The 21,305-nt window shown below is 42.6% G+C and carries 21 protein-coding genes and 1 tRNA gene; 12 read left to right on the top strand and 10 right to left on the bottom strand.

Annotated features, from left to right (window positions below):
- A complete protein-coding gene (locus tag IDJ76_RS07790; RefSeq protein WP_191162479.1) occupies window positions 1-507 on the bottom strand; it encodes a hypothetical protein in 507 nt (168 codons plus the stop codon).
- Window positions 508-602: 95 nt separating this feature from the next.
- On the opposite strand from IDJ76_RS07790, the gene IDJ76_RS07785 reads away from it, so the two are divergent.
- Both IDJ76_RS07785 and IDJ76_RS07780 read left to right on the top strand, forming a co-directional pair.
- Entirely contained in the window at window positions 603-1,103 is a 501-nt protein-coding gene (locus IDJ76_RS07785; RefSeq protein WP_224746244.1) for a hypothetical protein, read from the top strand.
- 29 nt (window positions 1,104-1,132) lie between these two features.
- Entirely contained in the window at window positions 1,133-2,218 is a 1,086-nt protein-coding gene (locus tag IDJ76_RS07780) for an AI-2E family transporter (protein ID WP_224746243.1), read from the top strand.
- On the opposite strand, the gene IDJ76_RS07775 is transcribed toward IDJ76_RS07780, so the two are convergent.
- Together IDJ76_RS07775 and IDJ76_RS07770 are read right to left on the bottom strand one after the other, a co-directional pair.
- Window positions 2,210-4,906, bottom strand: a complete 2,697-nt coding sequence (locus IDJ76_RS07775; protein WP_224746242.1) for a cation-translocating P-type ATPase — start codon at window positions 4,904-4,906, stop codon at window positions 2,210-2,212. The genes IDJ76_RS07780 and IDJ76_RS07775 overlap by 9 nt on opposite strands.
- Window positions 4,907-4,960: 54 nt before the next feature.
- Window positions 4,961-5,803, bottom strand: a complete 843-nt coding sequence (locus IDJ76_RS07770; RefSeq protein ID WP_191162474.1) for a universal stress protein — start codon at window positions 5,801-5,803, stop codon at window positions 4,961-4,963.
- A gap of 146 nt (window positions 5,804-5,949) precedes the next feature.
- Here IDJ76_RS07770 and IDJ76_RS07765 point away from each other — a divergent pair, with 146 nt between their 5' ends.
- Entirely contained in the window at window positions 5,950-6,180 is a 231-nt protein-coding gene (locus tag IDJ76_RS07765; protein WP_191162472.1) for a hypothetical protein, read from the top strand.
- 208 nt (window positions 6,181-6,388) lie between these two features.
- On the opposite strand, the gene IDJ76_RS07760 is transcribed toward IDJ76_RS07765, so the two are convergent.
- Window positions 6,389-8,386: a copper-translocating P-type ATPase gene (locus IDJ76_RS07760; protein ID WP_191162470.1), complete on the bottom strand. Its 1,998-nt coding sequence runs from the start codon at window positions 8,384-8,386 to the stop codon at window positions 6,389-6,391.
- Between the two features lie 353 nt (window positions 8,387-8,739).
- Window positions 8,740-8,813, bottom strand: a tRNA-Ala gene (locus IDJ76_RS07755).
- Between the two features lie 172 nt (window positions 8,814-8,985).
- Between IDJ76_RS07755 and IDJ76_RS07750 the strand changes: the two genes are divergently transcribed.
- From IDJ76_RS07750 to IDJ76_RS07735, 4 genes are all read left to right on the top strand, one after another.
- The gene (locus IDJ76_RS07750) at window positions 8,986-11,553 is read left to right on the top strand and encodes a BamA/TamA family outer membrane protein (protein ID WP_191162468.1); all 2,568 of its coding nucleotides are present in this window, start codon (window positions 8,986-8,988) and stop codon (window positions 11,551-11,553) included.
- A 364-nt stretch (window positions 11,554-11,917) separates the two neighbouring features.
- Entirely contained in the window at window positions 11,918-13,105 is a 1,188-nt protein-coding gene (locus IDJ76_RS07745; protein ID WP_224746241.1) for an MFS transporter, read from the top strand.
- Between the two features lie 233 nt (window positions 13,106-13,338).
- Entirely contained in the window at window positions 13,339-13,530 is a 192-nt protein-coding gene (locus IDJ76_RS07740) for a hypothetical protein (protein WP_191162466.1), read from the top strand.
- Window positions 13,531-13,701: 171 nt separating this feature from the next.
- Window positions 13,702-13,863, top strand: coding sequence for a hypothetical protein (locus tag IDJ76_RS07735; RefSeq protein ID WP_191162464.1), 162 nt, complete (start codon window positions 13,702-13,704; stop codon window positions 13,861-13,863).
- A gap of 70 nt (window positions 13,864-13,933) precedes the next feature.
- Here the strand turns inward: IDJ76_RS07735 and lpxB are convergent, their stop codons facing one another.
- Both lpxB and IDJ76_RS07725 read right to left on the bottom strand, forming a co-directional pair.
- Window positions 13,934-15,046 (bottom strand): lipid-A-disaccharide synthase, encoded by a 1,113-nt coding sequence (lpxB, locus tag IDJ76_RS07730; protein WP_191162463.1) that lies wholly within the window; start codon window positions 15,044-15,046, stop codon window positions 13,934-13,936.
- Window positions 15,043-15,339, bottom strand: coding sequence for a hypothetical protein (locus IDJ76_RS07725; protein ID WP_191162461.1), 297 nt, complete (start codon window positions 15,337-15,339; stop codon window positions 15,043-15,045). The genes lpxB and IDJ76_RS07725 overlap by 4 nt, the downstream gene beginning before the upstream one ends.
- 39 nt (window positions 15,340-15,378) lie before the next feature.
- Between IDJ76_RS07725 and IDJ76_RS07720 the strand changes: the two genes are divergently transcribed.
- Entirely contained in the window at window positions 15,379-15,939 is a 561-nt protein-coding gene (locus IDJ76_RS07720) for a hypothetical protein (RefSeq protein ID WP_191162459.1), read from the top strand.
- On the opposite strand, the gene surE is transcribed toward IDJ76_RS07720, so the two are convergent.
- The 3 genes from surE to acs all read right to left on the bottom strand — a co-directional run bounded on the left by surE (window position 15,940) and on the right by acs (window position 19,064).
- Window positions 15,940-16,716 (bottom strand): 5'/3'-nucleotidase SurE, encoded by a 777-nt coding sequence (surE, locus tag IDJ76_RS07715; protein WP_191162457.1) that lies wholly within the window; start codon window positions 16,714-16,716, stop codon window positions 15,940-15,942.
- Window positions 16,717-16,830: 114 nt separating this feature from the next.
- Complete coding sequence (locus tag IDJ76_RS07710) at window positions 16,831-17,016, bottom strand: CsbD family protein (protein WP_191162455.1); 186 nt, start codon at window positions 17,014-17,016, stop codon at window positions 16,831-16,833.
- Between the two features lie 146 nt (window positions 17,017-17,162).
- Window positions 17,163-19,064, bottom strand: coding sequence for an acetate--CoA ligase (gene acs / locus IDJ76_RS07705; RefSeq protein ID WP_191162453.1), 1,902 nt, complete (start codon window positions 19,062-19,064; stop codon window positions 17,163-17,165).
- Window positions 19,065-19,368: 304 nt separating this feature from the next.
- Here acs and rpmB point away from each other — a divergent pair, with 304 nt between their 5' ends.
- The 4 genes from rpmB (at window position 19,369) to ftsY (ending at window position 21,232) form a co-directional block, all read left to right on the top strand.
- A complete protein-coding gene (gene rpmB / locus IDJ76_RS07700; RefSeq protein ID WP_191162451.1) occupies window positions 19,369-19,602 on the top strand; it encodes a 50S ribosomal protein L28 in 234 nt (77 codons plus the stop codon).
- Between the two features lie 77 nt (window positions 19,603-19,679).
- Window positions 19,680-19,862: a 50S ribosomal protein L33 gene (rpmG, locus tag IDJ76_RS07695; protein ID WP_067063463.1), complete on the top strand. Its 183-nt coding sequence runs from the start codon at window positions 19,680-19,682 to the stop codon at window positions 19,860-19,862.
- Window positions 19,863-19,941: 79 nt separating this feature from the next.
- On the top strand, window positions 19,942-20,100 hold the full coding sequence (locus tag IDJ76_RS07690; protein ID WP_191162449.1) for a DUF4295 domain-containing protein: 159 nt from the start codon (window positions 19,942-19,944) through the stop codon (window positions 20,098-20,100).
- Window positions 20,101-20,269: 169 nt separating this feature from the next.
- Window positions 20,270-21,232: a signal recognition particle-docking protein FtsY gene (ftsY, locus tag IDJ76_RS07685; protein ID WP_191162447.1), complete on the top strand. Its 963-nt coding sequence runs from the start codon at window positions 20,270-20,272 to the stop codon at window positions 21,230-21,232.
- Window positions 21,233-21,305: the final 73 nt, after the last annotated feature.

Genomic DNA, 21,305 nt, shown 5'->3' with positions numbered 1-21,305 from the left:
TTATTTACAACTAACCGGTTTGAAATGAAACCTGCTTTTGGAAAAATCGAGCGGCTTATTTTTATCAAAGGAGGAGCGTCCCAGGTAATTGACGATCACACCAGCTCCCAGGATCAGGGTACCCTTTTTTAATAATAGCGCAATCGGGTTGGAATAAATTGTTTTATTCATCGTCCCGCTCGTGAACATGTAATTAGCAAATAAAGTGTCGCCTTTATACTCACCATTGATCTTTCCAATGTTAAGTTCGTTTTCCAGGGCCATTTCTTCAATCTCGCCGTATCTGATATACATTTTTCCTGTAACTTTTCCGTCCGGAGCATTATGTAGCGTCAGGCTTGCACTATCCTTTTCAAAAAGAGCGACAAAACACTGTTGGTCCGGTCTTCGGGCACCTGACATTGAGGTCAAACTATCTATCATTTTGGTTTGATCTTTTTTGCCCTGGTTACAACTAAGAATAACGGACAAGGCGACTATGGCAATTAAATAACCGGAGTTTTTCATAGTATAAAGTTCGCCCTTTTATGAGTTCTACGTAGTAATCAATGTCATTAAGGGGCCTGATATACATCACATTTGTGCAGCTATTTGCTCCTACCTTGGATAAAAAAATCATGAGTCAAACACACATCCATTTACTGATCACCCACCTGCCGATATTCGGTTCTATTTTAGGAGGGTTCGTTTTGATCCATGGAATATGGAGAAAAAACAACACTACATTAATCGCCGCTTATAATATTCTGATCATCTCTGCCATTGGAGCCGCTATCGCTTATGCAACCGGTGAGGGCGCAGAAGAGACCGTCGAGCATATACAAGGAATTTCAAAAAATACCATCGAAGAACATGCTGAATCTGCGCTGACATCTTTGGTCGGTTTGACTGTCGTCGGAGTAGTTTCAATGGCCGGGATTTTTGTGACCTGGAAAAGCCCTTCGCTGGTGAGGCCGCTTGCTTTAATCGCATTGATTGTTTCTCTCATAGGGTTTGGGCTTATTGCCAGAACAGGTTATTTGGGAGGACAGATCAGGCATACCGAGATCGGAACTAATGCGGTGTTACCGGCGAACCGGGGAAATGGCAAAGACAACGATTAAGCACATATAACCACAAGGCGATTTTTATCATGAATACAGAAATTAAATGCCTGCCTGTAACTGTAAAACGAGCTATAGAATTAGTGGGGCTTTTTATTTTAGGTACGATCATTGTCACCGGCAGCACAATCATTATGCCCCTTTTAATGGCATTTTTTTTTAGCCTTGTGCTATTATCGGTTTTTCGGTTTTTTAGGAAGCTGAAATTCCCGGAAGCAATTGCCGTTATGTTGCCGATCCTATTACTAACCATTGTTTTGGCACTGATCATCTGGCTGTTCTCCAGCCAGGTAGGCGCACTGATAGCTGATTTTCCGCAAATACAGCGGACTGTAACCAAGCATTTTGATAATTTAAGTATCTGGATCAGTAATTCATTTGGCTATTCACCGGCGGAACAGCTCAAATTTATCAATACACAAAGCAAAAAATTATTCAGTTCCCTTGGCGGCTTGTTAAGCGGCGCAGTGGGCTCATTGTCTGGAATCGTAATATTTATTGGTTTATTGCCCATCTATATTTACCTGATCCTGCTTTACAGGAACCTCTTTTTAAAATTCGTGCTGATGTGGTTTAAAAAAGATGAGTATCAAAATGTAGAGGAAGCTATCCGGCAGACCGAAAAAATGGTTAAAAGCTACCTGGTTGGCTTACTGATCCAGATTACGTATATCATCGTTTTACTTGCAGGGTCTCTATGGGTATTTGGTATCCAAAACGCTTTACTGATAGGGATTATTTTTGCTTTCCTTAACCTGATTCCATACCTCGGTGCGTTGACCGGCAATATTCTCGGTATCTTACTAACGCTTGCCTCGTCAGAAAGCATTACCGACGTGCTGATCGTATTGGCAGCAATCACTTTTGTACAGTTATTAGATAACAATATCCTGATGCCACGTATCGTTTGGTCGCAGATCAAGATCAATCCACTTGTCTCTATCGTCGGGATCATTGTTGCCGGAACCATGGCCGGTATATCAGGCATGTTCCTGGCCATGCCGGTACTATCTTTATTAAAAATAGTGTTTGACCATACCGAACGTTACAAACAATGGGGCGTATTGCTGGGCGATGACCGACCATCAAAAAACCGGCTGAATGTTTTAAAGTGATTTATGCAGCCTATATTTTTGAAAAGCTTTCCAGCACTGAATAACAAATAATGGAAGCAAACTGATGGTTATTGCGGTTATCCATAATTTGATTGGAAGTACCGCTAACCCCAACACAAGCCGCATCCCGGGAACAGCGAAAACCATTAAAGTCAGTCCGCTACAAATAAATAGCGCGATCCAGACAAATTTGTTCCGGGTGATCTCGTTTTTAAAGAAAGCCGACCCAGAAGAAGACATGTTAAATACATGAAACAGCTGCGTTAAGGTGAGTGTAATAAATGCCACATTATTACTTACCCGGTCATCCGTGTGCAATACCTCGCGACAATAAACCACCGCAAGGATTACTGCTGAGGTCATGGCTGTTGAATATAGCGCGATGACCAGCCATTTCTCGTTGGTGATAATATTCTTTTTAGGGTCGCGGGGCGGTCGCTGCATCACTGTATCATCCCCAGCCCCTAACCCTAAGGCTAGTGCCGGGAAAATATCGGTGACCATATTCAGAAACAGGATCTGCAGGGGAAGTAAAGTAGCGGCTGGTATGACCACTCCCAATACCGTAACAATAAAGATCTCGCTCAAGTTACAGGATACCAGGTAGACTACAAACTTTTGAATATTCTGAAAGATTTCGCGGCCGTGGGCAACGGCTTCGGCAATTGAAGTAAATGAATCATCCTTTAAGATGATACTTGCTGTCTCCTTAGCTACCTGTGTCCCCCTGATACCCATTGCGATCCCGACGTCCGCTTTTTTTAACGCCGGTGCATCGTTGACCCCGTCACCGGTCATAGCAACGATGGAGCCGTCCTGCTGGAACACACCTGCAATTTCCAGCTTTTGTTTTGGTGATGCGCGCGCAAAAACAGCGGTATCCAGTATGCGTTTCCTCCATGCTTTAGTTAACAGATCGCTTTTCGGTAATTCTTTACCGGTGATCACTTTTTTGTTATCTTGTTCAATCAGGCCAACTTTCCGCGCAATGTTCAAAGCGGTTTGAGGATGATCGCCTGTGATCATAACCACTTTGATCCCTGCGTTACGACAGTCTAAAATTGCCCCTTTGATATCCATACGCGGCGGGTCAAGGAAACCGGCCATGCCGATATAGATCAGATCGGTCAAAAAACCGCGTTCATCCATCTTTTTGTCTACACGGTAAGCAAATGCCAGTACGCGCAATCCTGAAGCTGCCATTTGCTCTGACTTGAGTAATATCTCTTCTTTCGAATGGCTATCCATCTCCCCGATATGTTCGCCGGATTGTATCCTGCTGCATTTTTCCAGCAAATGTTCCACCGAGCCTTTGGCGGCTACAAAATCCTCGTCAGGTGTTCGGTTTAACGTGCCCATCATCATGATCTCCGAACTAAAGGGTACTTCGCCAATACGTACATACTTTTTCAGTAGTGCTGAAGTGTCTAACCCTGCGGCCATACCAAGCTGGAGCAGGGCCACTTCAACCGGATCCCCTGAAAGTTTTGGTTTGCTGTTATTGATTTCGTTGACATTAACCACGGCATTATTACATAGAATGCCTGTAAATAAGAGTTTATCAAAGTTTTCAGCGCTTGATTTAATCGCCCCATCCGGAAATTTTAGTTCATGATCTTCTATATGAACTTTCACACTTTCATCGGGAAAAGCGAAAGTATCCGCAAATATTTTATTCTCTGTCAAGGTGCCGGTTTTGTCTGTCAGTATCACACCCGTGCTTCCCAGTGTCTCTACTGCCGAAAGTTTCTTTACGATGGCGTTCCGCCGTGCCATTAATAACATACCATATGATAAAGCTACCGTTGCCACAATTGGCAAGCCCTCCGGAATGGCGGCTACCGCCAGTGCTATAGAGGTTTCAATGATCATTAAAAGCGATTTACCCTGAATAAAACCTGTTGCTGCGAAAATTGCAGTCATACCCAGCGTGATCCAGATCAATTTCCGGCTCAGTTTATTCAGCTTTTTATCTAGTGGGGTGACGGTATCAGCAGAACTATCTACCAGCGAAGTTATCGTGCCTAATTGGGTCTCTGCCGCTATGCCGGTAATCACTATTTTTCCATTGCCGTTAATGACAGAAGCGCCCTTAAAAGCCATGTTGTGCTGGTCACCGATAACGGTATCTGCTTTCAAAGCCTCAATAGTTTTATCAGAAGGGAGTGATTCTCCGGTCAGTGAAGATTCATCGCATTGCAAGCGGTTCACAGCTACCAAACGGCCATCAGCAGGAATAATATCTCCGGCTTCCAGCGGTACAAGATCGCCCGGCACCAATTGTTCGGAAGGGACCGATCTTGTTTTACCATCGCGGATCACTTTGGCCAAAATGACATCCATCTTTTTTAATGCATTCATAGAACTCCGGGCCTGCATTTCCATGAAAAAGCCAATAAGTGCATTGATCACGATGACGGCCAGAATGGCTATGGTCTCTAATACATCCTTAAAATAAAGAGATACAGCTGCGCCAAATACCAGTAAATAAACAATAGGGCTTTTGAACTGGACCAGCATGATCAACCAAAGGCTTTTTTGCTTTTGGGATTTAAATGTGTTAAGTCCGTAAGTTTGCGAGCGCTTAACCGCCTCATTTTGTGTGATGCCTTTAAGAGCGTCGGATTGAACCTGCGAAATTACTGCTTTGGTCGCTAATGAATAAGGATGGTCTAAAGGATATTTCATTAGCATTGGAAAGGATGTTATTACTAAAGATGAAGAGATTGCAAGGAGGCGTATTTAATTACTTTCATTTTTATTGAAGGTAAGCATCGGTATTTTTCCATAAAAAGAATAATCCTCGGCATTGGATGGGTAAAACAGTTTTTCAAACATTGACCTTGACTGGTGCGTAAATAAAATTAAAACCGAGGGTTTGCTGACTTTGATCGCTTCGTCGATATCCTCCAGCAAGTCGTTAGTAATATCTCGTTTCCGGTTAACAATGGTTACTTCGTAATCCGCTTTTTTCTTTAAAGTCGCTTCCATCAATTTCTTATCAAAAGCAAACTCAAACGAATACGATATGTGCATCATTTCAACGCTCGCGTGAATGGGCCTTGCAAAAGCTACAACTTTGGCTAACTCTCTTTCGTAGTCCGTCATATCAGATGCATAAAGCACATGCTTTATTTCTTTTAAATGATAGGCACTTGGTATGCAGATTACCGGTACAGGCGACTGATTGATTAGTTTAGCTGTATGTGTACCAAATATTTTGGTCAGGATGCCTGCGCCGCGCGTGGCGATACAGATATAAGAACAAGCGTGCCTGGTTGCGTACTCCATAACGCCGTCTACCATATCCATGTTGGATATCAATACCAATTGATGCCGAAGTTCCGGCTCATGCATCTCATGATAAATGTCGGCGATAAAGGAAGTTAATTCTGTCATGGTTTTTTCCCTAAAGATATCGCCATGCTTTTCAAAAGCGTTATCTGTCCAGTTAAAGGGTTTCAAAAGGTGATAGACATAAACTATAATGAGCTCTGCTTTTCGCTGTTGAGACAGTTTAATGGCGAATCGGATAGCAGCTTTTGAATTGCCGGATTGATCGGTCGTAACGAGTATCTTTTCCATAATTATTTTGGCAAGTAATCTTTTAAAATTATTATTGATTAATGATAATAGGGCATGAACTTCCAGTCTGATCGGGGCTGCCTGTTTGGCAACACAAATATTTCATTAATTATCGGCTGATAACATGACGCGGGGCAAGAAGATTAATGACCCGCGTCACATTATGGTGTAAGGCTTTTGGCCGCTGCAATGTGATAAAAATTCCGGGCACAGAAGGGTTATCTGTTGTAGAAATGAATTTTTGGAACCCCATTTTTTCATCCTTGACCATTGAACTGTCAGCGGCAATTCTTAATGGCCTGGCAATACCGGTAAACTGGACTATAAAGGAAGAACTGATCTACAGCTGGCATGCCACAGATGCATTCGGTAAATAGAGCCTGAAAAGCATAGTGAAGTTTTTTAAGCGATCATTTAACATATTCCTGGACAATTTCTACGATATTTATAATTAGTTGTGTGGTCGTAAAGTCCATCGGTTTAAATTGATTAAATGAAGGAAGCCCTGATGTAATGGCTGAAAAAAAGCTAGAATGATTCGCTTTTTTAAGATTAAAGTCTTTGTAATTACCGAAGACTTTAGTCTTAGATCGTTTTAATTTTTAAAAAACCAGCATTAATCGCGACAACAACCGTACTTACAGTCATTAAAACAGCTCCAACTGCCGGGCTCAAAATAATGCCCTGATTATACAAAACACCTGCTGCTAACGGCAGCGCTATCACATTGTAATCTGTAGCCCAAATTAGGTTTTGAACCATTTTACGGTAAGTGGCTTTACCAAACAAGATGAGGCTAACAATATCTTTGGGATTACTATTCACCAAGACAATTCCAGCTGTTTCGGCAGCGATATCACTGCCTGAACCCACTGCAATGCCGATATCCGCCTGAGCCAGCGCAGGAGCATCATTGACACCGTCCCCGGTCATAGCTACAAATTCTCCTTTAGCTTGTAACGCTTTGATTTTTTCTAATTTTTGATGAGGCAATACTTCGGCCATATAACTATCCATACCCAGTGTTTTACATACACTGGCCGCTACCTTGTTATTATCACCGGTAAGCAGAATAGCTTTGATATGTATTTCTTTTAAAGTTTTAATAGCTGCCGCTGACTCAGGGCGGACCTCATCAGACAGAGCGATATATCCCGCCAGTTTTTGATCTATCAGCACAAATACTACCGTCTCCGTGTCATCATTAGTAAACCCTTCCGGCAGGATTAGCTTATTTTCTTTTAAATAACCCGGACTAACTACTAATACATTTTTACTTTCTACTATCGCTTGAACGCCTTTTCCGGTTATCGCCTTAAAGTTTTCTCCCAGCGGAATGGAGAGTTTAAGGTCTTTTGCTTTTTGCAGGATTCCTGTCGCTATAGGATGCTCTGATGCTTGCTCCAATGCTGAAGCAAGGCGGATCAAATCCTTTTCGGTAAGGTTTTTAAGCAGGGATTCGACTCTTGACACCTCAAATCTACCAACCGTCAGCGTACCGGTTTTATCAAATACGACTGTGGTTATCTTTCTTGAATTTTCAAATGCCGCCTTGTTTTTGATCAGTAAGCCATGCTTAGCCGACAACGCAGTTGACTTGGCGACCACTAATGGGACTGCTAAACCTAACGCATGCGGGCAGCATATCACAATAACTGTTACCATTCTTTCCATGGCAAATGCTAAGGATTGACCTGTAAAATACCAATACAAAAATGTGCCGATGCCGGTTACAAGCGCAATGACAGTTAACCATTTAGCGGCGGTATCAGCCAATAATTGCGTTGGAGATTTCGACTTTTGTGCATCATTTACCAATTTAACCACTTGTGCCAGATAAGAGTCATCAGCCGCGTGTGTTACAGTAACTTTGAAAGATCCGTTTCCATTGATTGACCCTGCGATTACTTTATCGCCCTTCCCTTTTTGTACAGGCTTAGACTCACCCGTAAGCATAGATTCATTCAAATAACTCTCGCCTTCCAAGATAATACCATCCGCCGCAACCTTTTCGCCGGGCTTGATCAAAATAATATCATTTGCTTTCAGGGAATCTGTTTTTACATCATGAACCATGTCCTTCATGACCAGGTGCGCATCAGCGGGCATTAATTTTACCAATAATTCCAGTTCATTTGACGCGCCCATCACGGACTTCATTTCGATCCAATGGCCTAAAAGCATAATGAGGATAAGCGTAGCTAGTTCCCAAAAGAAATCCATCCCTTTCAGACCAAAAACGATCGCAACGCTATAGCTGTAGGCTACAGTTATCGCAAATCCGATCAGGAACATCATTCCCGGATTTCCCGACTTCACTTCACTAACAAATCCCGTTAAAAACGGCCAACCGCCATAAACAAAAACTATAGAAGATAAGGCAAACAGTAAATAAGAAGAGCCAGCGAACTGCCAGTTAACCCCCATAAAATGCTGTATCATCGTTGACAGTAGCATGATCGGAATTGTTAATGACAGAACCACATAAAATCGCTTTCTAAAATCAGCGATCATCATAGCATGGTGATCATGCGCCGACATTCCCATGTGCGCATCTGTTGCTTTGTGCATAGTATTATCCATTTCTTCAGGTATTGTGCACATATTTACATTCGCGGATTCAATTCTACTAAATTGGTTATTAAGTCTATCAATAGACTGATAAACAGCATGATAATTAGTGCCATCGATCACTAATAAGTTAAAAATTAAAAATAGTCGCACTCCGGGTCTGACAGTGACTTTTTATCAAAAAAGAATAATGGCGTTCAGGAAGACGGGCAGAATTTCGACGTCATCGCTAAAATTTATGGAAGGCGCCATAGGTGGTATTTGCCTTAAAAATGGTCAATAAGGTGCAAATAAAAAAGCTATAGGTTTTTACCTACAATAAAAAAAAGCCACTTACTTGACTTGTAAGTGGCTGATTATCAATGTGGAGAATATCGGAGTCGAACCGATGACCTCTTGCATGCCATGCAAGCGCTCTAGCCAGCTGAGCTAATCCCCCGTTTTAAGGAGCGCAAATATAATCTTTAATAACACAATTGCCAATAATCTTTAAAACTTACAACGATGCTTGCACGGGATAAACCCAGGCACTCAATTCCGTATAATATCATGGTAATGCCTAACAAACATTTTCAATACTTTTCCATTATGATTGTATTATGTTCAACCTAATGAAGCCCTTTATCCTTATCCTATTTCTCTCTGTTTTTTCTATACACAGCATAGCGCAAAAAATAGCACCCTCGGCCTGGCAAAAATTCCCGGATAGTACCGTTATCAAAGTCCACCCGTCTTATAACAAAAGGGGCAATTTTCATAAATTATTCTTTGGCGAAAATTACCGTAAGGAATGGGCTGTACCCGTTAAACTACCTGTGTTTAAAATATCGCAAGTAAATGGCGGCCTTACTGTTGTTAAAGAAGGTGGGGGCACGCAAACAAAATCTTTAAGGCTTGCTGACAAAAGCGGCCGCGAATGGGTATTACGCACGGTTGCAAAAGTTCCGGATGATTTGCTACCCGATGAACTGCAGGAAACTTTCGCCGTAACATTAGTTGATGATGAATTTAGTGCCCAGCATCCGTTTAGTGCCCTCATAGTACCACCGTTGGCCGATGCGGCCAGTGTGTTGCACACAAACCCCGTAATTGGGGTTGTAGGTAAAGATGCTGCTTTAGGCAAATACAGCAAACGGTTTGCAGGCAAGGTATGCCTACTGGAAGAAAGGGAGCCGGCAGGCGAGTCGGACAATACCTTAAAGATGGACGAAAAGGTTATTGGCGATCACGATAACCGCTTAGATGGCGAAGCATTTTTTCGCGCCAGCCTGCTAGATTTTTTAATTGGCGACTGGGACCGCCACGCTTCTCAATGGGGCTGGTTAGATATAGTTAAAGGTAAGGGTAAATATTACGAGCCTGTACCTAAAGACCGCGACCAGATCTTTCATGTTAACCAGGGCGTTTTTCCATGGATCTTGTCGCAAACTAATATTGTACCGGCGATAGGTAGCTTTAAGGGTGATATCGCTTTCAGTAACTACTGGTTCTATAAAACCAAATTCATGAAGGCATATCCGGATATGCAGATGAGTTACGACCGCATGATGCAGATCACGAGGGAATTTATGGCAGCAGAAACCGATGCTGTTTTAGAAAAGGGTTTAAGGCGATTGCCACGCGAAGCATACGCGATAAGGCATGCCGAATTATTAAAGGCACTAAAAGAAAGACGCGAACACCTGCCCGAAGTGATAGACAAATATTACAAGTTCTTATACCATATAGTTGATTTACGCGCTACCAACAAGAACGAACTTTTTACATTTGACGATGCCCCCAACCAGGGCTTGAAGCTTACAATTACCAATTTAAGTAAAGAAGGCCAGCCGCAAGATTCATTACTCAACATGGTTTACGACCCTAAGATCACCAAAGAAATAAGGTTGTATACAGAGGGTGGAGATGATCAAATAGTGATGAATAATGCCAGGTCGCCAATTAAGTTGCGCATTATTGATAGCGTAGGCAAAAAAACCTATGATGTAAAGCAGGGCGGCAAATTCAGGGTGTACGGACGTAAAGATAGCACCAACCTAACCGGTGATTTGGGCAAAGTGCATACTTACTTCTCTAACGATAGTTTGAACTCCAAATATTTGCCCACCTATCAGTATGATTTTTGGGGGCCACTTGCCACTGCGGGGCTTAACCGCGATGACGGCGTTTTATTAGGATTAGGTGTTAGGCACACGGGTTACGGCAATTTCCGCAAGTTCCCCTACTCTACTTTACAGGAGGTGATGCTAACGCACTCCTTCTCAACCAATGCATTCCGTATTCGCTACCGCGGGGAATGGATCGGCGTAGCTTGGGGTGCCGATGTGATACTGCAGGCCTATATCCAGGCGCCCGACAATACTCAAAACTTTTTTGGTTACGGCAACGAAACTATATTGAATAAAAACGGCGACTACCGTACTTTTTATCGCAGCCGCTTTAACACCTACGAGTTTGATCCGTCTTTACGCTGGCGCACAAGCAAACACAGTACTATTTCTGTAGGTCCATCGGTTGAGTTGTATAGCCTGAGTCTCAATGATAACTCCGGCAGGTTTATCACACAGCAACCTTTGCTGCACTCGTATGATAGCTTAACTGTAGATAAAAGCAAAGCACATGCAGGCCTAAAATTCAATTTCACAACAGATCACCGTAATAACAAGGTGTTTCCATCGTCCGGCTTTTTCTTTACCGTTACAGCAACCGGGTATAGCGGGTTAAATTCAAATTCAGATTCGTACGCGCAACTACGGCCGGAGTTTACCTATTACCAAAAGTTAACCTCAAGTGGTTCTGTAGTGATATATGACCGTATTGGCGGTGGTGTAAGTTTAGGCAAGCCTGCGTTTTACCAATCTATGTATTTGGGCGGGCAAGGCAACCTGTTAGGTTACCTGCAATACAGGTTTGCGGGCAAGCATATGGCCTTTAACAACTTACAGGCGAGGGCGAAAATAGCAAAGATTGACGGCTATATTTTACCAGGCGAGCTTGGTGCAATAGGTTTTTATGACACTGGCCGGGTTTGGGTCGACAATGATAATTCAAGCAAATGGCACAGCGGCATAGGTGGTGGTGCCTATTTTGCGCCGGCGTCGCTCATCGTTGTTGAAGTGTTGGCCGGCCACTCTACCGAAGGCTGGTACCCTTATGTATCGTTGAATTTCAGGCTGTAACAGAATTTTGCAGCCGCAGCAGCTTTCGTCCTTAAATCATTAGTCTTAAAATTTCGTTATTAGTCGGGTTTACAAAATCTTTAAAAAAAGTAAAGCCCCTGATGGGCAGGGGCCTTTACTAACCAATTATAAACCTAAATTATGAGAAGACTTGTTTGTTATTTTAATAGTGTAAAAGTAACACTAAGTTTTGATATGCAAAGAATTTATTTGTAATTATTTTGTAAGTTTTAAATAGATACAACATTTAATTTATCGCCTTTGCAATTATACGCATTAAACGTTAAGAATTTTTAAATTAAATGTGATTTTAATATTACCATTTGTTAATAAATGTTTAAGATTTTTGCAAATATCTAATCAAATGGCTGTTACAACACATAAACCAGAACTTACTACCATCACCTTATGGGTAATGACCCTCACTACCGGGCTTGTGGTGGCTAACCTTTACTACAACCAACCATTGTTAAACGATATGGCCAGTACTTTTCATGTAAGTAATGGTAAGGTGGGCCAGGTATCTATGCTCACCCAAATTGGCTATGCCGTAGGTATGCTGTTTGTTGTACCAATGGCCGATATGGTAAAACGTAAACGCCTTATGCTGATAGATTTTGCCTTTGTTGTTGCGGCCCTGCTACTAACCGCTTTGGCGCCAAACGTACATGTGTTGATACTATCAGGCTTCTTGCTGGGTGCAACTTCTATTATACCCCAGTTATTGGTACCCATGGCAGCCCACCTGGCAAAGCCCGAGGAACGTGGTAAAAAAATTGGCTTTATTATGAGCGGTCTTTTAATAGGTATCTTGCTATCGCGCACCTTAAGTGGCTTTGTAGGCGCACATTTGGGCTGGCGCGCAATGTTCTATATTGCTGCAGGTATTATGCTGGTGATGTGGGCATTTATTTATTTTTTACTGCCCGAAGTTGAACCGGAGTATAAAGGCACTTATAGTTCTTTAATGAAAACATTGGTCGACCTGGTAAAGAACGAGCCAAAATTAAGATTAGCCTCTTTACGTGGTGCCTTATGTTTTGCCTGTTTCAGCGCGTTTTGGACCACCCTTGTTTTTATGCTTAAACAAAACTTCAATGAAGGCAGCGACGTAGCGGGTGCATTTGGACTGGCAGGGGCGTTTGGTGCCATTGCCGCCGGATTGATGGGCCGCCTGAGCGATAAAATGGATGCCTACAAATTATCTACCATAACCCTATCGTTAGTACTGATCTCCTTTATCATGTTCCTGTTCTCGGGCCATAGCATTGCGGGCCTTGTTGCCGGTGTTATTATAATGGATATGGGCGTGCAGGCAACACATATTTCTAATCAGGCTATTATCTTTTCATTAGATGCCAGCGCGCGTAATCGTATCAATACTATATATATGGTATCATACTTTGTGGGCGGTGCCTTGGGCACCTTCCTGGCAACGCGTGTTTGGGACACCTACCAGTGGACAGGCGTTTGTACAATAGGCATAACCTTATCAGCAATTGCTATAGTGATACACCTTTTGACGCGCAAAACCATGCAGCGTGCTGTCTGATTTTGAACAGACTGCCCGTACGGTTTTATGCTTGCTGACCTTGTTTAACAACAGCTTGTAGCAGATAGCTGTACCTTTTTTCATTCATACCCTATTCAATATCGGTCTAAAACATTCGTTTTGGGCAGTATTTGTTTAAGGGGGGAAAAAACATTGCAGTCAATATCATTTTTTATCGCTCAAACACATTTTTTGGCACTGAATTGGAATATCTATTATCAAACAGAGACAAAATGGTAATCGACGAGAAAACTGAAAAATCTGGTGAAGAAAAACTTTGGGAAAACCCAAAGGCACCGGAAGAGACCTCTGACGCCAGAGACAGGGATCAGATAGCAAGGCAATACAAAGAAGCAAAGCGCAGACATGATAACCTTAGCGAAAACCAGGATCAGGATAAAACTAAAGAAGATACAAAAGATTAATTAAAATATCGACCATGAAAACTTACTCAAAACCGTCAGTTAGCAAATTAGTAGCCCGCTTTGACAAGGAGTTAAAAGCAATTTTATTAAACGATCTGAAAGCTATGAGAGCTAACGTTCAGACCTTGAAAGCAGCTTAGTTAAGTATATTACAAAACAGCCTATCTACCTATGAAAACTTATACACCAACCACTACCAGCAAATTAGTTAAACGCTTTGACGACGATTTGAAGAGTTTGTTGACAGAAGATTTAAAGTATTTCAGAGAACGTAATCAATTTTCCACAAGCAACAAACAGGCAGTTACGAACCAACAGTTGAAGGCTGCCTGATCATCATATATCTATTCTATTTTAAACATGACCTTGAGAAAAATAAGGCCCGCTACAAAATAGCCGGGCCTTATTTTTTTGACGCGTATTTGATGATGAGTGCGGCCGTTTTGGCGGATGCACCGGGCGAGCCCATCTTCTGATCCAGCAGATCATAATCAGTCAGCATTTGTTCGCGATGATGGCGATTGTTGATGAGGTTGTTTAATTCACTATAGATCTCGGCTGGGTTGCACTCTTGCTGAATTAATTCCTTCACTACCGTTTTATCCATAATCAAATTTACCAGGGAGATAAACCTGATCTTGATCAGCATCCGTGCTATACCAATCGTAATAGCGTTACCTTTATATATCACAACCTGCGGTACGTTAAACAAAGCGGTTTCTAAATTGGCAGTGCCCGATGCAACTACCGCAGCTTCGGCAACATAGAGCAGGTCATACGTAGCCCCAAATATTACGGGAATAGTTTGATCCTTTAAATATTGTTGATAATAGTCCGGGTGGAATGAGGGAGCTCCTGCTACCACAAACTGATGGCGCGGAAACTTTTCGGCCACAACCAGCATATCGGGCAGTAAACGGCTTATCTCCTGCTTACGGCTGCCGGGCAATAACGCAACAATCTTTTTATTGGTCAGGTTGTTATTTCGCAGGAAATTTGTGTCGGGTTTAAACGCATCAACAGCATCCAATAAAGGATTGCCTACATAGTCAATCTCCATCCCCCAGCTTTTGTAAAATTCCACTTCAAAAGGCAGAATACAAAACAGGTGATCAACAATCCGCTTGATCTTTAACACCCGCTTCTGGTTCCAGGCCCAAACCTTGGGGGAAATATAATAGCACACCAGCAAACCCTTCGCTTTGGCAAACTCCGCTATCTTCAAATTAAATCCCGGGAAGTCGATCAGTATTAGCACATCAAGTTGATAGGCTGCAATGTCTGCCTTGCACAGCTTCAGGTTTTTGAGAATGGTGCCCAGATTAGCCACTACTTCCACAAATCCCATAAAGGCCATATCGGCATAGTGCTTTACCAGCGTGCCCCCTTCGGCAGCCATCAGATCGCCGCCAAAGTAGCGAAACTCTGCCTGTCCGTCCAGCTCTTTTAGGGCTTTCATGAGGTTGGCTCCATGCAAATCGCCAGAAGCTTCTCCCGCTACCAGGTAATACTTCATCGGGCCTGCATTTTAAAAATGAACACTAATAGCATGCACACAAAAGTGATGAGCATTATACCTCTTGACATCTCGTCCAGATGCTTTTTAGCGGCATACCGCAGTAACAACAAATTTAAACAGATAGCGATCAGATAAGGTGCAGCAGGTTTGTCCATTACAAAGGCTTCGTTATTTAAAATATAGTTACATAATAACCAAACCAATAATGACGGTATAAAGCCGTAAAGCATCCCTAACGGTAAACTGTTTTTGCTGAACATATTTTTCAAAAATACATCATCAATATTCATTTTACTATTTTAGCGTTCTAATAAATAAAAGAACTATAAATGAAGAAGATATTTCTGTCAACTACTCTCGCATTGTTAAGCATTAGCGCTATGGCCCAAAAGATGGTGCCAAGTATTCAAAACGGCACTGTACTTAACTATTCGGCATACATCAAAGCCTTCGACAGGAATTTACCGGTTACCATAACGGCAACTGAATTGACTGCACCTGTACATTTAAAATGGGCAGCAGGCGGTATGGGATCAGGCATTTTCGAGGTATCTGCCAAAGCTGTCGATAGCGGTACCAAAATAGGGATCAGACAGCCGGGTTATGACGAGATTACGAAGTTGAAAGACGACGAGACCCTGATCTTCGTATCCAAAAGTGTTTTCAACACGATGACCAGCACCAAGGCGTTTGAGCTGAACAAACAAAAATTTAAAATTGCCGACATAGCCGTACCATTTACTTTAAATGACAAAGAGGTTGACACCTACTACGCCATAAGCGAAAACGGTAAAACAAAACTTTGGATCCTGAACAACCCTGCCTTCCCTTTAATATGTAAAGCCGAAGGTGTACAGGGCGTTGATCTTACCCTAATGAGTCTTCAATAATTACAGGTTGAACTTCCAGTTGTTTAATACCGGGATGGCGTGATGCGCGGTCATGTCAAATTCTACCGGTACTACCGATACGTAATTATGCTCCAGTGCCCAAACATCGGTATCCTGTCCGTTATCGTTATTCTGGAAAACGCCGGTTAACCAGTAGTAAGGGCGCTTGTACGGGTCATGGCGCATATCAAATTCTTCGGCCCATTTGGCATTAGCCTGGCGGCAAATTTTGATGCCTTTAATGTCATCACCAGCGGGAAAGTTTACATTTAACACCGTACCTACCGGCAGGCCATTGGCCAAAACTTGCTGTGCAATTTCCTTTACATATTTAACACAATGCTCAAAATTGGCTTGTGCGCTGTAATCATCTAAAGAAAAACCTATTGATGGGATGCCTTCTATAGCCCCCTCAACCGCCGCCGACATGGTGCCCGAATACAACACATTGATAGAATTATTGAGCCCGTGGTTAATACCCGACACACAAAGATCAGGCTTTTGGCCCTTCAGCACCGCATTAACCGCCAGCTTTACACAATCTACCGGGGTGCCGCTGCAGCTATACATCTCTATACCTTCGTAAACGTCTACCTTATCTAACCTAAGGGGTTTCCCTATGGTAATAGCATGCCCCATTCCCGATTGCGGGCTATCCGGGGCTACAACCACTACCCTGCCCAGATCTTTCATGGCATGCATCAGGGCTTTGATCCCTTCGGCGGTTATACCATCATCGTTTACTACTAATATGGTGGGGCGGGTTGCTTTTGTCATGCGGCAAAAATAGCTATAATTGGGTTAAGCTATCGGTTGGGTTAGATTAAATAATCTTATTTCTGCAAGAGAATTTTCAACAAAAAAAGCCCCGAATATTCGGGGCTTGCGTAATTATAAGCTTTTTAACCAGCTGATGAGATCTTCGCGGGTTTTACCTGTTTTTTGCTGCAGGCGGCCCAGTGTTTCATCGTCCTTACCTTCTTCGTGTTTCAAATCGTCGTCGGTCAGGTCGCCGTACGCTTGTTTTATTTTTCCTTTCAGCTCGTTCCAGCCGCCTTTTAATTCTAACTTGTCCATGATTTGTTTCTCCTTAACTTAGATGTATAGAGAGAACAGATGGAAATTGGTTTGGTTTGCGGGGGGATTCAAGAAAATAAGCGCCAGGACCCATTACCTATAGATATTATTATCGTGGCTCTTGATTCTAAAAATCTCACCTCCCTTTACAACGCCCCTTCCTTAATTTCATCTACTATTGCGGGGTCAAGCAATGTACTTGTGTCACCTAAATTACCGGTGTCTCCTTCGGCTATCTTCCTTAAGATCCGGCGCATGATCTTTCCCGACCGTGTTTTAGGCAAACCGCTTACAAACTGGATCTTGTCCGGCTTGGCAATGGCACCAATAATCCGCGATACGGTCATAATGATATCCTTTCGGGTAAGCTCATCATCGCCATGCTTATTAGGGCTTACCACGAAAGCATAAACACCCTGGCCCTTAATATCATGCGGATAGCCAACAACGGCACTTTCTACTACGCTGCTGTGCATATTAATGGCGTTCTCTACCTCGGCGGTACCAATACGGTGGCCCGATACGTTCAGCACGTCATCCACACGGCCGGTAATGCGGTAATAGCCATCCTCGTCGCGCAGGCAGCCATCGCCGGTGAAATACAAGTTTTCATAAGTAGCGAAGTATGTTGTTCGGCATCGCTCATGATCGCCATAAGTTGTGCGCAGCATACCCGGCCACGGAAATTTGATACAAAGGTTACCGCTTACGCCATTACCTTCAATCTCTTTACCGTTCTCATCAACCAGCAGAGGTTGCACTCCCGGCAATGGCAGTGTTGCGTAGCCCGGTTTCAAGGGCGTAACATTAGCTATGGGCGATATCATAAAACCACCAGTTTCTGTTTGCCACCAGGTATCAACTATCGGGCATTTGCCCTGGCCTATCTTTTCATCAAACCAGTGCCAGGCCTCTTCGTTCAAAGGCTCGCCTACCGATCCTAACTTTTTAAGCGAGCTAAAATCTTTTCCTTTTATCACATCATCGCCAAAACTCATTAACGAGCGGATGGCGGTTGGCGCGGTATATAATATATTAACCTTATGCTTTTCTACAATATCCCACAGTCGGCCTGCATCCGGCCAGGTAGGGACACCCTCAAACAATACCGAAGTTGCCCCCTGGGTGAGCGGACCATAGGCGATGTAAGAATGACCGGTGATCCAACCGATATCTGCCGTACAGAAATAAACCTCGCCAGGTTGATATTGGAATGCGTTGGTAAAGGTGTAACCCGTGTAAACCATATAGCCGCCGCACGTATGTACCACACCTTTCGGTTTACCTGTGGAGCCGGATGTATACAGGATAAACAACATATCTTCAGCGTCCATTTCTTCGGCAGGGCAATCGGGGTTGCCTTGTGTTTCTACTTTTTTAACTTCGTCTTCCCACCAAACATCACGGCCCTTGATCATGGATACAGGGGTGCGGCTGCGGGTTAGTACGATCACCTTCTTAATGGTTGGGCACTGCACCAACGCATCGTCAATAACAGATTTTAATGGCACTTCTTTTGTCCCGCGGAAACTACCATCTGCCGTGATCACAATATTACATTCGGCATCCTTTATCCTATCGGCAATAGATTGGGCTGAAAAACCGCCGAATACCACGGAATGAATTGCACCGATACGGGCGCAAGCCAAAACCGCAATCTCCAATTCGGGAACCATAGGCATGTAAATACAGATACGATCGCCTTTTTTAGTACCGTTGTTTTTAAGCACGTTTGCAAACTGGCAAACCTTTGCGTGCAGCTGGGAGTAAGTTAATATGCGGTGGTCTTCGGTGGGGTCATTTGGTTCCCAGATGATAGCCGGGGTATCGCCGTTGGTTTCCAAATGGCGGTCCAGGCAATTCTCGGTAATGTTCAGTTTAGCACCCTGAAACCATTTAATGCTGGGCTCTTTAAAGTTCCATTCCAATACTTCATCCCACTTTTTTCTCCACAAAAAGTTATCTGCTATTCCGGCCCAGAATTCTTCGGGTTGATCTACACTTTGCTGATAGACTTGATGATATTCTTCTATTGATTTGATTTGCATAATAGGTTGTAAATGGTGGGCGTAAATTAGGTATTTTCCCCTATAAAAGTGAAGTTTAAAGCGTTTACCGGTGTCTTATCTATAAGTAAAGATTATCTGCATAGTAATTAGTCTGATAATATCCATTTTCGAACAAACATTATTTAAACGTTTATAAGCTTAATTTTATACTGGATAAGCCTAAATAACCGCAAACAAATCTTTTTAAAAAATATTTGAAAACACTATTGCCTATTTGCTTTAAAAACCTGATATTTGCAAACTCTTTTTAGGAAAAGAGCGAAGATTTAAAAAAATATTTGTCATGTCAAGAATTTGTGATTTAACCGGAAAAGCCTATATGAACGGTAATAGCGTATCAAACTCTAACGCTAAAACCAAACGTAAGTTCTATCCGAATCTGCAACTAAAAAAGTTTTATATCCCTGAAGAAGATAAATGGATCACTTTAAAAGTGTCTACTTCTGCTGTTAAAACTATCAGCAAATTGGGCATTACTGCTTGTATCAACAAGTTTGTAAAAAAAGGTTCTATTTAATAAGTAAATAGTGATGAGTGGTGGGTAATGAGTAGATTCTCAAAACTCAAAACTTGTAACTCAAAACAATATATAAGATGGCTAAGAAAGGTAACAGGGTTCAGGTAATATTAGAATGCACAGAGCATAAGACCAGCGGCATGCCGGGTATGTCTCGCTACATTACCACCAAAAACAAAAAAAACACTACAGAAAGATTGGAAATGAAGAAATTCAACCCGGTTTTGCGTAAAGTAACAGTTCATAAAGAAATTAAATAACAATTGGCTGTAAAGTTTATTGGCGGTTTAAGTTTTGAATCACTAATTCACTCCATCACTAATTCAATAATTAAACAACATGGCAAAGAAAGTAGTTGCAACCCTGAAAGTTGCGGGTAAAGGAAAAGAGTTTTCAAAAGTAATTACAATGAACAAATCACCTCGTACAGGTGCTTACTCATTCAAAGAAGCTATCGTAGCTAACGATAACGTTAAAGATGCCCTTACAGGCAAATAATAATTACGTTTGTTAAAATATTAAAGCCGTCTTGTTTTATCGAGAGGGCTTTTTTTATTAAGGTCTGAATCAGAATTAACTGCAGTAAAGAATTTGAATGATATTTCAAATTCAACCAATATGCTTCTTAGCTTTTTTTATTCGGACAATTCTAAAATTCTGATCACCTATGGGACTATTTGATTTTTTTAAGAAAAAAGAAAGTACGCAGCAGGAACAGCAGGCGCTTGATACCGGGCTGGAAAAAACCAAGGACAATTTCTTCTCGAAGTTAACTAAGGTAGTAGCCGGCAAGAGCACCGTTGATGATGACGTGCTGGATGACCTGGAAGAAGTGCTGGTTACATCAGATGTTGGTGTGAGCACTACGCTAAAGATCATTGGCCGCATCCAGGAACGTGTTGCGAAAGACAAATACGTTGGCACATCAGAACTGAACGGCCTGCTGAAGGATGAGATCCAGAAACTCCTTGCCGAAAACAACAGTAACGATTTCCGCACCTTTGAATACGGTACGCAAAAACCCTATGTAATTATGGTGGTTGGGGTTAACGGCGTGGGCAAAACCACCACCATTGGTAAGCTGGCCCATAAATTAAAGCAGGCGGGTAACCAGGTAGTTTTAGGTGCTGCGGATACGTTCCGCGCGGCGGCGGTTGACCAGATCAAACTTTGGGGCGAGCGTGTGGGCGTAAAGGTTGTAGCGCAGGCCATGGGCAGCGACCCGGCTTCAGTAGCGTTTGATACCTTGCGTTCGGCAGTGTCAAATGGTGACGATGTGGCAATTATTGATACCGCGGGCCGTTTACATAATAAGGTTGGTTTGATGAACGAACTTACCAAGATCAAAAATGTAATGCAAAAGGTTATTCCCGGTGCCCCGCATGAAATATTGCTGGTGCTGGATGCATCTACCGGGCAAAACGCCATTGAGCAGTGCAAACAGTTTACAGAAGCTACAGCGGTTAATGCTTTAGCCCTGACTAAACTGGACGGTACCGCAAAAGGTGGTGTGGTAATAGGGATTTCTGATCAGTTTAAGATCCCCGTAAAATATATAGGTGTAGGCGAAGGCGTAGACCATTTACAGCTGTTTGACAGGAACGAATTTGTGAATAGCTTATTTAAATAATAGAGAAATTTCCATGCGTCATTGCGAGGAACGAAGCAATCTCCCGATTAGCATATCGGATCTGCATAGTTTG

Source organism: Mucilaginibacter glaciei (assembly GCF_014773245.1).
Classification (GTDB): Bacteria; Bacteroidota; Bacteroidia; order Sphingobacteriales; family Sphingobacteriaceae; genus Mucilaginibacter; species Mucilaginibacter glaciei.
The sequence above is the reverse complement of the archived record's forward strand: the minus strand, read 5'-3'. Positions and strand labels throughout refer to the sequence as shown.